Origin of the sequence: Nocardia sp. NPDC052001, from assembly GCF_040680615.1 — a bacterium.
Classification (GTDB): domain Bacteria; phylum Actinomycetota; class Actinomycetes; order Mycobacteriales; family Mycobacteriaceae; genus Nocardia.
The window spans coordinates 65,574-79,968 of record NZ_JBFAXC010000016.1 but is presented as its reverse complement, the minus strand read 5'-3'; the positions used below and the strand labels follow the sequence as shown (position 1 = coordinate 79,968).

Annotated in this window: 15 protein-coding genes; 12 read left to right on the top strand and 3 right to left on the bottom strand. The window is 68.3% G+C overall.

All coding sequences use genetic code 11. From position 1 onward, the window contains the following. The first annotated feature begins 16 nt into the window (after window positions 1–16). From AB0L82_RS39945 to AB0L82_RS39925, 5 genes are all read left to right on the top strand, one after another. Window positions 17–949, top strand: a complete 933-nt coding sequence (locus tag AB0L82_RS39945) for a hexose kinase (RefSeq protein ID WP_364649372.1) — start codon at window positions 17–19, stop codon at window positions 947–949. Between the two features lie 115 nt (window positions 950–1,064). Beyond that, the gene (locus tag AB0L82_RS39940; RefSeq protein ID WP_364649369.1) at window positions 1,065–1,472 is read left to right on the top strand and encodes a hypothetical protein; all 408 of its coding nucleotides are present in this window, start codon (window positions 1,065–1,067) and stop codon (window positions 1,470–1,472) included. 99 nt (window positions 1,473–1,571) lie between these two features. Next, complete coding sequence (locus tag AB0L82_RS39935; RefSeq protein ID WP_364649366.1) at window positions 1,572–2,366, top strand: ABC transporter ATP-binding protein; 795 nt, start codon at window positions 1,572–1,574, stop codon at window positions 2,364–2,366. After that, window positions 2,363–3,184: an ABC transporter permease subunit gene (locus AB0L82_RS39930; protein ID WP_364649364.1), complete on the top strand. Its 822-nt coding sequence runs from the start codon at window positions 2,363–2,365 to the stop codon at window positions 3,182–3,184. Before AB0L82_RS39935 ends, AB0L82_RS39930 begins: the two co-directional genes overlap by 4 nt. Next, complete coding sequence (locus AB0L82_RS39925; RefSeq protein ID WP_364649362.1) at window positions 3,181–3,984, top strand: ABC transporter permease subunit; 804 nt, start codon at window positions 3,181–3,183, stop codon at window positions 3,982–3,984. Before AB0L82_RS39930 ends, AB0L82_RS39925 begins: the two co-directional genes overlap by 4 nt. Before the next feature lie 45 nt (window positions 3,985–4,029). Here the strand turns inward: AB0L82_RS39925 and AB0L82_RS39920 are convergent, their stop codons facing one another. Further along, window positions 4,030–4,395: a DUF4345 domain-containing protein gene (locus AB0L82_RS39920; protein WP_364649359.1), complete on the bottom strand. Its 366-nt coding sequence runs from the start codon at window positions 4,393–4,395 to the stop codon at window positions 4,030–4,032. A gap of 57 nt (window positions 4,396–4,452) precedes the next feature. Between AB0L82_RS39920 and AB0L82_RS39915 the strand changes: the two genes are divergently transcribed. Together AB0L82_RS39915 and AB0L82_RS39910 are read left to right on the top strand one after the other, a co-directional pair. Continuing rightward, window positions 4,453–5,061, top strand: a complete 609-nt coding sequence (locus tag AB0L82_RS39915; RefSeq protein ID WP_364649356.1) for a helix-turn-helix domain-containing protein — start codon at window positions 4,453–4,455, stop codon at window positions 5,059–5,061. A gap of 89 nt (window positions 5,062–5,150) precedes the next feature. Beyond that, entirely contained in the window at window positions 5,151–6,254 is a 1,104-nt protein-coding gene (locus AB0L82_RS39910; RefSeq protein WP_364649352.1) for an ABC transporter substrate-binding protein, read from the top strand. 19 nt (window positions 6,255–6,273) lie between these two features. Here AB0L82_RS39910 and AB0L82_RS39905 read toward each other — a convergent pair whose 3' ends face one another. Both AB0L82_RS39905 and AB0L82_RS39900 read right to left on the bottom strand, forming a co-directional pair. Next, window positions 6,274–7,296 (bottom strand): XdhC family protein, encoded by a 1,023-nt coding sequence (locus AB0L82_RS39905; RefSeq protein WP_364649349.1) that lies wholly within the window; start codon window positions 7,294–7,296, stop codon window positions 6,274–6,276. A gap of 13 nt (window positions 7,297–7,309) precedes the next feature. Then, window positions 7,310–8,110: an NTP transferase domain-containing protein gene (locus AB0L82_RS39900; protein ID WP_364649346.1), complete on the bottom strand. Its 801-nt coding sequence runs from the start codon at window positions 8,108–8,110 to the stop codon at window positions 7,310–7,312. 78 nt (window positions 8,111–8,188) lie between these two features. On the opposite strand from AB0L82_RS39900, the gene uraD reads away from it, so the two are divergent. The 5 genes from uraD (at window position 8,189) to AB0L82_RS39875 (ending at window position 14,389) form a co-directional block, all read left to right on the top strand. Further along, entirely contained in the window at window positions 8,189–8,698 is a 510-nt protein-coding gene (uraD, locus tag AB0L82_RS39895; protein WP_364649343.1) for a 2-oxo-4-hydroxy-4-carboxy-5-ureidoimidazoline decarboxylase, read from the top strand. Next, a complete protein-coding gene (gene uraH, locus AB0L82_RS39890; protein WP_364649340.1) occupies window positions 8,695–9,012 on the top strand; it encodes a hydroxyisourate hydrolase in 318 nt (105 codons plus the stop codon). Before uraD ends, uraH begins: the two co-directional genes overlap by 4 nt. 5 nt (window positions 9,013–9,017) lie before the next feature. Beyond that, entirely contained in the window at window positions 9,018–10,460 is a 1,443-nt protein-coding gene (locus tag AB0L82_RS39885; protein WP_364649337.1) for an 8-oxoguanine deaminase, read from the top strand. Window positions 10,461–10,676: 216 nt separating this feature from the next. Further along, on the top strand, window positions 10,677–11,492 hold the full coding sequence (locus AB0L82_RS39880; RefSeq protein WP_364649334.1) for an FAD binding domain-containing protein: 816 nt from the start codon (window positions 10,677–10,679) through the stop codon (window positions 11,490–11,492). Further along, complete coding sequence (locus AB0L82_RS39875; RefSeq protein WP_364649331.1) at window positions 11,489–14,389, top strand: molybdopterin cofactor-binding domain-containing protein; 2,901 nt, start codon at window positions 11,489–11,491, stop codon at window positions 14,387–14,389. Before AB0L82_RS39880 ends, AB0L82_RS39875 begins: the two co-directional genes overlap by 4 nt. Window positions 14,390–14,395: the final 6 nt, after the last annotated feature.

The following is a 14,395-nucleotide window of genomic DNA, read 5'->3' as shown; positions in this document are numbered from 1 at the left end:
CAGGGTGATCCTCACCGTGACCATGAACCCCGCCTACGACATGACCTATCGGGTCGAGCAGTTCGAACGGGGCCGCGCACACCGGGTGCGCTCGGTGGATCAGCGGCTCGGCGGCCGCGGCATCAATGTCAATCGGGTACTGAATCAGCTGGGCAAATACGCCCGCGCCACCGGTTTCTCCGACCATTCCTTCGCCGCCGCGGCCGAATTGGAGATGCCCGTCGACTTCGTGCACGCCCTGCCCTGGGTGCGGCGCACCGTGGTGATCAGCGAATCCGGGGACGGCACCGCCACCGCGCTCTGGGAACCCGGACCGCGCATCTCCGAACCGCACGCGGTCGATCAACTGCGGGTGCGGGTCGCGGGCATGCTCTCGGATATGAGTGGCATGGTCATCGCCGGATCACTACCCGGCGGCGTCGATCCCGGCCTGCCCGCCGAACTCGCCCGTACCGCCGTGCACGCCGGGGTGCCCACCATCTGCGATCTCGACGGGGCGGCGCTGGAACTCTCCGCGCGGGTGCCCGGGATCATCCTGACCCCCAATACCGAAGAGCTGGAACGACTCACCGGCCGCCCCGCCACCACCGTCCCGGAGGTGCTGGCGGCGGTCGACCCGCTCATCGCCGACGGCGCGGGCGCGGTCGTCGTCACCCGCGGCGGTGCGGGCATGATCGCGGTCACCGCCAATCGCGCGTGGTCCGCCGCCCTGCCCGAACCCCTCGCGGGCAACCCCACCGGCGCGGGCGACGCCGCGGTGGCGGCCATCATCGCGGGCCTCGCGGGCACCCGCACCCCCAACTGGCCCGCCCTGCTCACCGACGCCGTCGCCACTTCGGCCGCCGCCGTTGTCATTCCGGTCGCGGGGGAGATCGACCGGGTGCTGCGCGATCGGTTGATGCCGACCGTTCGAGTCACCGAATTGGAACCGGTGGCCGCTCGCTCATAGTTAGCGGGTGATCCCCACGGCGGCTGTGCACGACTGTGGACAGGTGGCGCACGGCACTCTCGCGCGGCGGCGTGGTGACCGGATCGGCCCGGCGCGGCGAGGTAAATTCGCTGGGATGCCGGATCTGCGAACCCCGCCCGACCACGGGCAGGGAGTGGACGAGACGTACCGGATGCCGCGGGCGGTGCGCGCGGCACAGTTCATCGCGGTGCTCATGGCCCTGATCGGAATGCTGTGCACGGCGTCCTCCGGCTGGTTGCTGGGAAGTAGTTCCGCCATCCAGACCGCGATTCCCTTCATCCCGGCGTGGCTGCTCGGGCTGGTGGCGTTGACCTTTCAGTCCGAGGGGCAGTCGGTGCGCATCGGCGCGATTCTGTTGGCCGTGCTCAATATGCTGTGGACGGTGCCGTCGATCACCGATGGGCATCCGCCGGGGCCGCTCGGGCCGATCACCTCACTCGTGGTGATAGTGCTGCTGTTTCGCCGGGAAGCCCGGGACTGGTTCGAACCGTCCGGCTGGTGAGGGTTCGGTAACCGGATTCGAGCGTCAGTCGTAACAGGCCCGAAATCCAGTCTGCCGATTCGCAATCTCGGTGCAATTCCCTGCTCCTATCGTGACCCTATGAGCTCGGGCGGAACAGGCATACACATCAGCGGTTTGAGCAAGACCTTCCGCTCCGGGCGGCGCAGCGTCGCCGCACTGGATTTGGTCGATCTGCATACCGACGAGGGCGCGTTCCTGTCGTTGCTCGGCCCGTCCGGCTGCGGGAAATCCACCATCCTGCGCATTCTCGCCGGACTCGACACCCCGAGCGCGGGCACCGCCCGCATCAATGGTGAGACACCCGCCGAACTGCGGCGCAGACATGAATTCGGCATCGCCTTCCAGGATTCGGCGCTGCTGCCCTGGCGCACCGTGGAATCCAATATCAAACTGCCGCTGCAGGTCGCCGGACTGCCCGCCGATCCCGGACTGATCGCGGACCTGATCGCCCTGGTCGGCCTCGACGGCTTCGAGAAGGCCAAACCCGCGCAGCTCTCCGGCGGTATGCGGCAACGGGTTTCGATCGCCCGCGCGCTGGTGGTCAAGCCCAAGATCCTGCTGCTGGACGAACCCTTCGGCGCACTCGACGATATGACCCGGCAGCGGCTCAACCTGGAACTGCTGCGCATCTGGACCGAAAAGCCCGCCACCACACTGATGGTCACGCACGGCATCGCCGAAGCGGTCTTCCTCTCCGATGTGGTCGCGGTGATGAGCCCGCGCCCGGGCCGCGTGGTCGAGGTGGTCGATATCGATCTGCCGCGCCCGCGTACCCCGGAAATGATGCGCACCACCGAATTCCACAAACTCTGCGACTATCTCTCCGAACTGCTGTTCGGGCGCACCGGACAGGGCGGGGTGGTGACCGAATGACAAGTACGGCAACCGAATCGGTGCGGGACGAGCCGCGCGGCGCGTTGGCCGCGCTGCGCGGGCAACTACACATTTCCACGCTCGGCGGGCTCGCGGGCATCGTGATCCTGGTGGCGGTGTGGGCGGTGCTCGCCGCACTGCACGTCGCCAATGGCACCGTGCCCGGACCGTGGCAGGTGCTGCACACCATGTACACCGACGGCTGGTCGCTGTACGGGCCGAACTTCAAGGTGACCGCCTGGGGCGCGCTCCAGGGTTTCGTGTGGGGGAACACCCTCGCCATCGTGCTGGCGCTGCTGGTGGTGCTGATCCCGCCGATCGAAATGCTCGTCACCCAGCTGGCCATCCTGAGCTACTGCACCCCGCTGCTGGCGCTCGGGCCGATCATCCTGGTGGTCTTCGGCGGGCGGACGCCGACCGTCTTCCTGGCCGCCATGTACTGCTTCTTCCCGACCATGGTCGGCGCGGTCTCCGGCCTGCGCTCGGCCGACGGCACCAGCCTGGACCTGGTGCGCGCCTACGGTGGCGGCCGCTGGCAGCGCATGCGGCGCGTGCAATTGGTGTCGGCGCTGCCGAATACCTTGGCGGCGTTGAAGATCGCCGCGCCCTCGGCGGTGCTCGGCGCGATCATCGGCGAATATCTGGGCGGGGTGGACAGCGGTATCGGCGTCGCGCTCACCGCCGCGCAGACCGCGTACAACGTGCCGCGCACCTGGGGTATGGCCCTGGCCGCCGCCGCACTCGCCGGGCTCGGATACGCGGTGGTCGCCCTGATCGCCCGCGCCGCCCTGCCCTGGACCCGAGCAGAGGTGCGATGAAAGCCCTGAACATCCTGCGGCCCATCGCCGGATTCCTACTGCCGCTGGTGGTTTCGCTGATCCTGCTGGTCGTGCTCTGGTACGGCTTCCTACAGCTCTATCCACAGGTCGGGCTGGTCGGCAAGAGTCCCGGCGATGTGTGGAAGTACCTGGTCACCGGCCCCACCTCCGGGACCGCCCGGCACGCCATCTTCGCGGAGATGCGAATCACGCTGCGCGACGCGGGAATCGGGTTCATCGCCGGGCTCGGCGGTGCGCTCGCGGTGGCGGCGCTGTTCGTCGGCGTTCCGGCGGTATCGCAGGCGTTCCTGCCGGTGGCCATGCTGCTGCGGTCGGTGCCGCTGGTCGCGCTGACCCCGATCATCGTGCTGGTATTCGGGCGCGGGCTGCTCGGCGTCACGGTCATGGCGGCCATCGTGGTGTTCTTCCCGGCGCTCGTCATGATCATGACGGCGTTGCGGGGAGCGCCGAAACAGGCGATGGAACTCGTTGCCGCCTACGGCGGTTCGCGCTGGACCACCATGCGCATGGTGTCCGTGCCCGCGGCGCTGCCCTCGGTGTTCGCGGCCGCCCGGGTCTCGGTTCCGGGTGCGCTCATCGGCGCGCTGCTGGGCGAATGGCTGGGCAGCGGAACGGGATTGGGCGCGGGGCTGATCCGCGCCATCCCGACGTTCCAGTACAACCGGCTGTGGGCGTCCATCGCGCTGGTCACCGTCGTCTCGGTGTTCGCCTACGCGGTGGTCGGCGTGCTGGAGAAACTCGTGCTGGCGCGGTTCGCCCCGCAACAGGGCCGCGATTAGCCCCGCGGCAGGCCGCGACCAGCCCCGCGACAGACCGCGCTCGGCTCAGCGCGCGAGCAGCAGCAGCCCGGCCGCCACGATCTCGACGCCGCAGTAGAACCAGTTGGGATAGAAGCCGGTGGCATCGCCCAGCAACCGGGAGATGATGCGCCCCAACGCCATTCCGCCCAGCGCCGCCGCCACCGCGACGACCGCACCCGGGCGGATATCGCCCACATCGGCGGCGGCCGCGCCCAGCAGCGCCGCGATGGCCAGCCCGAACCCGCCGTAGACGGCCCGGATCTCCGAACGCGCCACCGGCGACTCGATGCGAATATCGAACGGTTGCCCCAGCGCCGCGGGCACGGCCAGCGCGTACAGGCCCATCAGCAGGAAGAACGCCGCTACGACGAGGATCAGAACGGTGCCCATGGGACCTCCCGGAAACGATGCGCCGCACGCTGCGGCCACCATGCGATGATCGGCGCTGTGCCCGCCGACCCGCTTCCGGAAACGTGCTACCCGGCCACGGTGTGGCTCGGGCCGGGGTATGCGGTCTACCTCGGGCCGTCGCTGCGCCTGGATCCGCACTCCGGTTCGGTGCACTGCCTGGTGATCGGTGTCGACGCGCCGTTCACGCTGCGCATCGGCGATGACGAACAGGTGCTCCGCAGTGCCCTGATTCCGCCGCGCACCACCCATCAGGTGATCGCGGGCGGTGAGCGCATGCTGTTCCACTACATCGATCCGGTCGCGATGGACGCGCGAATCACGGCCGCGCTGAAGACGATTCGCGCCGATATCGCGATGAACCCGGCCGCCGCCGAACTGGCCGCCGACGCCAACCTCTCGGTCTCGCGATTCCTGCACCTGTTCTCCGCCGAGACCGGCACCAGCTTCCGCCGCTACCGGAACTGGGCGCGCATGGCGCAGGTCATGCGCGCGGTGGCGGCGGGAGCCGATTTCACCACCGCGGCCGTCGACGCCGGATTCGCCTCACCGAGCCATTTCAGCGATACCTTCCACGCCATGTTCGGCCTCACCGCCGGTACGCTGCTGCCGAACACGCGATTGGTGGTGTGCGGTGACGAGCCCTGAGTCGTCCATCGCGCGTTAGTTAACCTGGCGCACACAAATACGTCGGCGAAAGCAAAATAATCGAAACTGAATGGCCCTAGGTTCGGTACATGAGTCGTTTGCGTCAGCCGGGTTCGGTTTCTCCCTTGTCCATGGATCGGCGATCCTTCCTTCGCGCCGCCGGGCTCACCGGCGCACTGGTCGCCGGCGGCGGCCTGCTCGCCGCGTGCGGAAAGGACTCATCGAGCTCGGGTAACGGCACCACCGCCGACGGATCCAAGTACGGGACCGTCGCGGTGCAGCTGTCCTGGTTGAAGAACATCGAATTCGCGGGTGAGTACTTCGCGGATTCGAAGGGGTATTTCAAGGACGCCGGATTCGGCTCGGTGAATCTGGTCGCCGGTGGCGCGGCCAGCACCTCGGTGGAGGCGGGCCTGGGCACCGGGAAGATCTGGATCGGCATGTCCGCGCCGCAGACCACCGCGCCCGCCGTCTTGGAGGGCCTAAACGCCAAGATCGTCGGCGCGACCTATCAGAAGAATCCGTTCTGCATCGTGAGCTCGGCCGCCAAACCCATCAACTCACCGCAGGATATGAAGGGCCGGAAAATCGGTGTGCAGGACACCAATCAGCTGATTTTCAATGCCCTGCTCACCGCCAACAGCATGACGCCCAACGATGTCACCATCGTGCCCGCGCAATTCGATCCGAGCCCGCTCGCCAACGGTGAGGTGGACGGCTGGGTCAGCTACGTCACCAATGAGCCGATCACCTTGAGCGCCAAGGGATTCGCGAACTCGAACTTCATGTTCGCCGATTACGGATTGCCGCTCACCGCGGAAACGCTCACCGTCAGCCAGCACACCATCGACAATGAGCGCGAGAAATTGAAGGCGTGGCTGGTCGCCGACATCAAGGGCTGGCGGGACGCGGTGGCGAATCCGGCCGAATCCGCGCGACTGGCCGTCGAGGTGTACGGCAAGGATCAGCGCCTGGATCTGGAAGAGCAGAAGAAAGAGGCGATCGCGCAGAACACGCTGGTGGTGTCACCGGAAACCCAGTTCGACGGACTGTTCACCATGAGCGAGGCGTTGATCGCGCACAACATCACCGCGCTGGGCAAGGCCAAGATCGATATCACGGCCGACAAGCTGTTCGATATGTCGATTCTGAAAGAGGTCTACGCGGAGCATCCGGAACTCAAGCAGGGCTGAGGATTTCGAATCCCGGGAGTTACGACACCAGCGTATGCCGCTGCGGCGGGCCACCCAGGCTCGACAGCGGTTCCGCGCTGGTGCTGTTCCGGGTCGCCAGCAGTTCGGCGGCGATCGACACCGCGGTCTCGGCGGGGGTGCGCGCACCCAGATCCAGCCCCGCCGGGGCATGCAGACGCGACAGCGTCTCGTCGTCGAAACCGCCCGCCTGCAGGGCCTCCATCCGATGCGCGTTCGCGGCCCGGGAACCCAGCGCTGCCAGGAACCCGAGCTCGGGTAGTCGCAAAGCGATCGTCAGCAGCGGTATCTCGAACTTCGCGTCATGCGAGAGCACCACAACCGCTGTGCTGGAATTGATCTCACCCGCCGCGGCGAGCGTATTGAGATAGCGGTGCGGCCAATCCACCACCACCTCGCAGCCGGGATAGGCATCGGCATTGGCGAAGGTGGGCCGGGCGTCGCACACCGTCACGCGATAACCGAGCAGCCGGGCCTGAATCGCCAGCGCACCGGCAATCGCATTGGCCCCCACGATGATCAGGCGCGGCGGCCGGGTGAACGAGGATACGAACACATCCGAATCCGGCAGCGACACCAACTCGGTGCCGTGCTTGCGATCGGTGATCAGATGCTGGCCGATCACATCCGGATCCGAATGCCACACCACGGTGAAAACGGTGACCTGCCGCTGCGCCACGATATCCGCCGCCACATCCGGGAATTCCGGAAAATGCCTGCGCGAGAACGGTTCCGTGAAGACATCCAGGGTGCCGCCGCAATCCATTCCGGCATCGAGGCCACTGCCCGGGGCGAAACGATGCAGACCGCGGCGACCGGTGCGCGCCGCCTCCACCGCCGCCTCGTACGCGGCCGCCTCGGCACAACCCGCCGATACCGAACCGAAGGCCCGGCCCTCCGCGTCGACTACCATGGCCGCGCCGATCGGAAGCGGAGTGGAACCCATCGTGCGCACCAGCGTGGCGAGCCCGCCCGTCCGGCCGCTGTGCCACACCCGTAGCAGGTCGTCGACGATATCGCGCATCACTAGCTCCCGATCACCGTGTGCCGCACGGGTAGTCCCGGTCGATCCCCGTCGCTAGGTCATCACACGTGACGCACACCATATCCGCTCTTCCTCGCAAATAAGTCCCCGCCCCATAATTTCCTGTGGCATTCACCATCACGTCGGCCCAATGCGCGCGGCCCAATACCACCGGATGCCCCGGAGTCTTCCCGAAAAAGGCGCGCGCCAAACCGCTCTCGGCGATGCGCGCCGCCTCGATCACCCGGCGCACCACATCCGGGCCGACATCGGGCGTATCCACCGGCATGATCGCGACGTGACTCGGCGGGCCGGAAATCATGTCCGGAACGCTAATGCTCCCGGCGCGGGAATTATTGCCCGCAGTATTCCCCGCAGGGGTAATACCGTCGGCAGCAGTCCGCGCCGCAATGAATTCGCCGGGTGTGATTTCGCCCGGTGGAAAGGCGATTTCCGAAGGCGATGCGGGCGCGGTCATGAGACTCGGCGCGGCCGACACGGCAGCCAGCCCCGCCTTCATCGAGGCGCTCACCCCCGTCGCCCAATCCGACGCCCACACCGGATGCGCGCCCTCGGGCACCGGGATGCGGGGCGTTTGCGAGACGAGCCAGCGTGGGCCGGAACCGGATTCGCCATCGCGCTGTGCCGGGCCGGTCGCACCCAGCACCACGAAGACTCGCGCGCACCCGCCCGCACGCAGCGCGTGCACCGCCGTGCGCAACCACGCGCCATCCTCGGCCAGCGCTTTCGGCATGCCGTAGCGGGTGCCTGCGCCCGCCGCCAGCACGATGCCGTCACAGCGTTCGGGGGTCATGCTGGGCAGGGTAACCCCGGGCGATGATCTTCGCCCCTCGAGTGGCGGGCGCGGTTGCCATCACCGATGCTGGAGGCGATGACGGACAACCCGATCGGCCTCGACGAATTCACCGCGCTACCCGAGGCGGCGGCGGTGGAATTACTGCTGACCTGCTGCTCCTCACCCGCCTGGGCCCGCGCCGTGGCCGCGCGGCGGCCCTTCGCCGGAATCGACGAACTGCTGCGCGCCGCCGATGCGGAGCTCCGTGAGATCTCCCAAAGTGAAATGGAACGTGCCCTGTCCGGGCACCCGCGCATCGGCGATCGCCCGGACAGCGCCGCCTCCGCGCGCGAACAAGCCGGAATGGCCGACGCCGACACCGCCGTGCGCGCCGCGATCGCCGCCGGGAACCGTGACTACGAGGCAAAATTCGGGCAGGTGTACCTGGTGTGCGCCACCGGGCGGACGCCGGCCGAACTACTGGCCACGCTCACCGCCCGGCTCGGAAACGACCCGGATACCGAAAGGCGCATCGTGCGAGAGGAATTGGTGAAGATCAATCGAATCCGGCTGCGGCGGTTGCTCGATGCGGGAGCCGACGCGTGAGCACACTGAGCACCCACGTCCTGGACGCGGTCCTCGGCACACCCGCCGCCGACATCACCGTGACGCTGTTCGCCTGGGACGGAACCGAATTGGCCACCGGCCGCACCGACGCCGACGGGCGGGTCGGCGCACTCGCCGAACTGCCGATCGGTGACTATCGGCTGCGCTTCGACACCGGCGGCTATTTCACCGCGCAGGGCATCGACGCGTTCTACCCTGAAGTGATCATCGCCTTCACCGTCACCGGGGACCGGCACTACCACGTGCCGTTGCTGCTCTCACCCTTCGCGTACTCCACCTATCGAGGGAGCTGAGCCCCATGAATGCCGCTGCCGCACAGCACAATGACGGAGCACCGGTGAGCCCGCACGCGCGGGTCGGCAGCGGCGCGGCATCGGCCGGTGACGCCGGTGTCCTGATTATCGACAGCTGTGCCATCGCCACCGTCGACGCGGCCGGAACCGAATATCGGGACGGGCATGTCATCGTGCGCGGTAATCGCATCGAAGCGCTGGGAGCGGGGCCCGCGCCCGACGTGCCGGGGGCCACGCGCATCGACGGGCGGGGCTGCCTGCTCACGCCCGGTCTGATCAATACCCACCATCACCTCTACCAATGGGTCACGCGCGGGCTGGTGCCCGATGCCACGCTGTTCGAATGGCTTACCGCGCTCTATCCGATCTGGGCGGGGATAGACGCCGACGCCACCCGGATCGCCGCCACCGGTGGGCTCGCCTCGCTGGCACGCACCGGCTGCACCACGACCACCGATCACCACTACGTCTTCCCGCGCGACGCCGGTGATCTGCTGGCCGCCGAGATCGACGCCGCCGCGCAGGTCGGGTTGCGCTTCCACCCCTGCCGGGGATCGATGGATCTGGGCCGCAGTGCGGGCGGGCTGCCGCCGGACTCGGTGGTCGAGACCCTGGACGACATTCTCGCGGCCAGTGCGGACGCGGTCGGCCGGTACCACGACCCGGGGTTCGACTCCATGCTGCGCATCGCGCTCGCACCGTGCTCGCCGTTCTCCGTATCCGCGGATCTGCTGCGCGAATCCGCGCTGCTGGCAAGGGAACTCGGGGTCCGGCTGCATACGCACGTCGCCGAAACCCTCGACGAGCAGGAATACTGCCTCGCCACGCACGGCGTCACGCCCGCCGAATACATGGACAAACTCGGCTGGGCCGGGCCCGATGTGTGGTGGGCGCACGCCATTCACCTCGACGACAGCGCCATCGCGACCATGGCCCGCTCCGGCACCGGCGTCGCGCACTGCCCCACCTCCAACGGTCGCCTCGGCGCGGGCATCGCCCGCACCGCCGACCTGCTCGCCGCCGGGGTCCCCGTCGGACTCGGTGTGGATGGCGCGGCCAGCAATGAGGCGAGTTCGCTCATCGAGGAACCCCGCAACGCGCTGTTCTTCGCCCGCCAGCGCGGCGGTCCACAGGCGCTGTCGGTACGCACCGCACTGGCGATGGCGACGATGGGCGGAGCCCGAACCCTCGGCCGCGCCACCGAAATCGGCTCCATCGAGCCCGGAAAACTCGCGGACCTCGCGCTCTGGGACCTGTCGACACCCGCGCACGCGGGCATCGAGGATCCGGTCACCGCGCTCATCCTGGGTTCCGCCCCGCCGCTGGCCGCGCTGCTGGTGAACGGCCGAATCGTGTTGCGCCACGGCGAAATTCGCACCATCGATGAAGCACAGGTCGGTCGCGAGGTCGCCCGTGCCCAAGCCGCCCTGGTGGCCAAGGCGGGCTGACGCCACGTTCGGAAATTCGGCCGCGATCCCGGTACGCGGCAGGGTTATCGGGGTATGCGGAATGGTCGGATGATCGGATCATGGGGAAGAGTTACCCGCACGAAACAGGTGTGAGGGGTGCCGCAATCTCCGCGCAACTCGTGGCTCGTAATCTGAAAGGGAAGTCGTTACCAGCTGGCGCGGGGACGGCCCCGCAGGTGAGAGCAGGTGATGACAATGGATCTGGATACGATCCGAGAGGTGCTGATCGCCCGCGAACGGGCGGATCTGAAGGGATTGGGCGCGGGCACGGCGGTGCTCGCCGGGGGTACCTGGCTGTACTCCGAACCGCAGGATCACCTGGAAAAGCTGATCGATATCACGCGCCTGGGATGGCCGCCGCTCACCATCGATGACGCGGGGCTGGAAATCGCCGCCACCTGCACACTCGATGAATTGGCCACGGGGGAGTACCCCGCGCGCTGGGGTGCGGTGCGGTTGTTCGAGCAGGCCTGCGGCGCGCTGGTCGCCTCGCACAAGATCCGGCGCACGGCCACGGTCGGCGGGAATGTCTGCCTGGCGCTCCCGGCGGGCGCGGTGGCGGCGGCCTTGACCGCACTTGGCGGATTCGGGCTGGTCTGGGGATCGCGCGGCGATCAATGGATTCCGCTGTCGCACTTCGTGACCGGCGTGGGGGAGACCGTCCTCATGCCCGGTGAAATGCTGCGGGCAATTCGGATACCGGAGTCGAATCTGCGCTCGCGCACCGCATTCCGCAAGCTCGCGCTCGCCCCGCTCGGCCGATCGGGAGTGGTGGTCATGGGCCGCCGCGATGCCGACGACGCGTGCGTGATCACCCTCAGCGCCGGGACCACCCGGCCGGTGGTGCTCGAGTTCTACTCGTTGCCGACCATCGGCGAACTGTCGGCAAAGGTCGCGGAGCTGGATTCCGCGCTCTGGTACGACGATCCGCACGGTGCGCCCGACTGGCGGCGGGAGATGAGCGGCCGCCTCGCCGCCGAGGTGCTCGCCGAATTGGGCGGGCGGCCATGAGATTCCAGGTCGACGGCGAAGCGGTGGACCGCGCCGCTCGCCCCGGGCAATGCCTGCGCACCCTCCTGCGCGAAACCGGCCACCAGGCTCCGAAGAAAGGCTGCGACGCCGGCGACTGCGGCGCGTGTACCGTCCTGGTCGACGGTGCGGCCGTGCACTCCTGCGTCTACCCCGCCCACCGGGCGGAAGGCCAGACCATCACCACCGCCGCCGGACTCGGCACCGACGGCGCGCCAACCGATCTGCAACGCCGATTCATCGAGCACGCCGCCTTCCAATGCGGCTTCTGCACCGCCGGAATGCTGGTCACCGCAACCGAATTGGATCGAACGGGCGACCTCACCCCCGCCACCCTCCCCGAAAAACTCAAAGGCAACCTCTGCCGCTGCACCGGCTACCGCGCCATCACCGATGCGCTCACCTCCGGCCGCACCGACTGTGCCGCGAACGGCACGACTGCCGCAAACGGTATGGCTGCCCCGAATGGTGCGACTGCCCCGAATGGTGCGGTTGCGGCGAATGATGGGGCTGCGGCGAATGGTGCGACCGTCCCTTGCGGGTCGCGGTCGGGAAGGGTGGGAGCCGGGGATGGTGTGGGGGCCGGGATCGGGGCGCTCGCGGGTGGGCGGATTGTGCGCGGGGTGGAGCCGTTCACGATGGATGTCGATATGGGGGAGCAGGATTCGGGGAAGGTGCCGCCGGGGGAGGTGTTGCGGCTGGAGGTGGTGCGGAGTCCGCATGCGCATGCGCGGATCGTGTCGATCGATACCGCTGCGGCGGAGGCTGTTCCGGGGGTGCGGGCGGTATTCACGCACGCCGATGTGCCCGAGCTGCTGTATTCCACTGCGCGCCATGAGATCCGCGAGGACGACCCGGACGACACGATGATGCTCGATCGCATCGTGCGGTTCCGCGGGCAGCGGGTGGCGGCCGTGGTGGCGGATTCGCTGGCCGCCGCGCGGGCGGGCTGTCGCGCGATCAGGGTCGAATATGAGCTGCTTCCAGTGGTTTTCGACCCGGAAGAGGCGCTCGCGGAGCATGCGCCGCTGCTGCACGCCGAGAAGGGGCCGGAGTCGCGGATAGCCGATCCCGGGCGCAATGTGGTCGCCGCCGCGCAGGGCCGGGTCGGGGATGTCACCGCCGGACTGAGCGCGGCCGTCGAAGTGGTGCAGGGGGAGTGGCGGACGCACCGGGTGCAGCATGTGCACCTGGAGACGCACGGCAGCATCGGCTGGCTGGATCGGGACGGGCGGCTGGTACTGCGCACCAGCACCCAGGTGCCGTTCCTGGTGCGCGATGAACTGTGCCGGTTGTTCGGGCTCGAGCGTTCGGGCATAAGGGTTTTCGCCACGCGCGTGGGCGGCGGCTTCGGCGCGAAACAGGAGATGTTCACCGAGGATCTGGTGGCCCTGGCCGTGTTGAAGACCGGGCAGCCGGTGCAGTACGAGCTGACCAGATCCGATGAATTCCTGACCACCTGCCGCCATCCCATGCGTGTGCGGGTCACCGCCGGGGCCGATGCCGACGGCCTGCTCACCGCACTCGCGGTCGATGTGCTCGCCGATGCGGGAGCCTACGGAAACCACAGCGCCGGAGTGCTTTTCCACGGCGTCGGGGAATCCGTCGCCATCTACCGGTGCCCGAACAAGCGCGTCGACGGGCACGCGGTCTACACCAACAATGTCCCCTCCGGCGCGTTCCGCGGCTACGGCCTCGGCCAGGTCATGTTCGGCGTCGAATCCGCGCTCGACGAACTCGCCCGCCGAATCGGCCTGGACCCCTTCGAATTCCGCCGCCGCAATCTGGTGCGGGCCGGTGACGAACTCATCGGCGGTGCGGGCCACGCCGAACCGGACCTCACCATCGCCAGCTACGGCCTCGACCAATGCCTGGACCTGGCCGAACAGGCGCTGCGGCGCGGCAACGGCGTACCCGCCCCCGGCCCGGACTGGCTGATCGGCGAGGGTATGGCCCCCGCCATGATCGCCACCGTCCCGCCGCGCGGCCACACCTCCACCGCGCACGCCACCCTGCTCGCCGACGGAACGGTCGAACTACGCGCGGGAACAGCCGAATTCGGTAATGGCACCACCACCGTGCTGGCCCAGATCGCCGCCACCGTACTGGGCACCGATACCGCGCATATCGTCATCCGGCACGCCGACACCGATGTCACCGCCCACGACACCGGAGCTTTCGGCTCCACCGGCATCACCGTTGCCGGTCGCGCCGTGCACGCCGCCTGCGCACAACTCCGCGAACACGTACTGCGCCGGGCGGTCACCCTCACCGGGGCGGACCCCGACCGGCACACCCTGGAACCCGGTGGCATTCGCGTCGACGGCCGATTCCTCACCGCCGCAACACTTGTCGCGGACGGTGAACTCACCGCCACCGCCACCCACGACGGCACCCCGCGCTCGGTCTCCTTCAACGTGCACGCCTTCCGCGTCGCGGTGCACCCGGATACCGGTGAGGTACGCATCCTGCACTCGGTGCAGGCCGCCGACGCGGGCACGGTCCTGAATCCGGTGCAATGCCGCGGTCAGGTGGAGGGCGGGGTGGCGCAGGCCATCGGTTCGGCGCTGTACGAGGAGATCCGCGTCGAACAGGGTGAGGTCCGCACGAAAACCCTGCGGCACTACCACCTTCCGCAGCTTTCCGACCTGCCCCGCACCGAGGTGCTGTTCGCGGAGACCGCCGACCCGCTCGGCCCGCTGGGCGCGAAATCCATGAGCGAATCCCCGTACAACCCGGTTGCCCCGGCACTCGCCAATGCCATCCGGGACGCGATAGGTGTTCGCCCGCAACAACTTCCGATGACCGCGGACCGAATCTGGCGGCTGCTCCACGATGCCCGGACGACAGCGGCCCCGCACCTGGGGGTGCGGGGCTGATGACCG

Bases quoted from the DNA above. Each gene is read 5' to 3' on its own strand.
- uraD (WP_364649343.1), top strand. From the start codon at position 8,189: ATGACGGACAACCCGATCGGCCTCGACGAATTCACCGCGCTACCCGAG.
- AB0L82_RS39905 (WP_364649349.1), bottom strand. From the start codon at position 7,296: ATGCGCGATATCGTCGACGACCTGCTACGGGTGTGGCACAGCGGCCGG.
- AB0L82_RS39900 (WP_364649346.1), bottom strand. From the start codon at position 8,110: ATGACCCCCGAACGCTGTGACGGCATCGTGCTGGCGGCGGGCGCAGGC.
- AB0L82_RS39940 (WP_364649369.1), top strand. From the start codon at position 1,065: ATGCCGGATCTGCGAACCCCGCCCGACCACGGGCAGGGAGTGGACGAG.
- AB0L82_RS39880 (WP_364649334.1), top strand. From the start codon at position 10,677: ATGGATCTGGATACGATCCGAGAGGTGCTGATCGCCCGCGAACGGGCG.
- AB0L82_RS39875 (WP_364649331.1), top strand. From the start codon at position 11,489: ATGAGATTCCAGGTCGACGGCGAAGCGGTGGACCGCGCCGCTCGCCCC.
- AB0L82_RS39925 (WP_364649362.1), top strand. From the start codon at position 3,181: ATGAAAGCCCTGAACATCCTGCGGCCCATCGCCGGATTCCTACTGCCG.
- AB0L82_RS39910 (WP_364649352.1), top strand. From the start codon at position 5,151: ATGAGTCGTTTGCGTCAGCCGGGTTCGGTTTCTCCCTTGTCCATGGAT.
- AB0L82_RS39930 (WP_364649364.1), top strand. From the start codon at position 2,363: ATGACAAGTACGGCAACCGAATCGGTGCGGGACGAGCCGCGCGGCGCG.
- AB0L82_RS39885 (WP_364649337.1), top strand. From the start codon at position 9,018: ATGAATGCCGCTGCCGCACAGCACAATGACGGAGCACCGGTGAGCCCG.
- AB0L82_RS39935 (WP_364649366.1), top strand. From the start codon at position 1,572: ATGAGCTCGGGCGGAACAGGCATACACATCAGCGGTTTGAGCAAGACC.
- AB0L82_RS39920 (WP_364649359.1), bottom strand. From the start codon at position 4,395: ATGGGCACCGTTCTGATCCTCGTCGTAGCGGCGTTCTTCCTGCTGATG.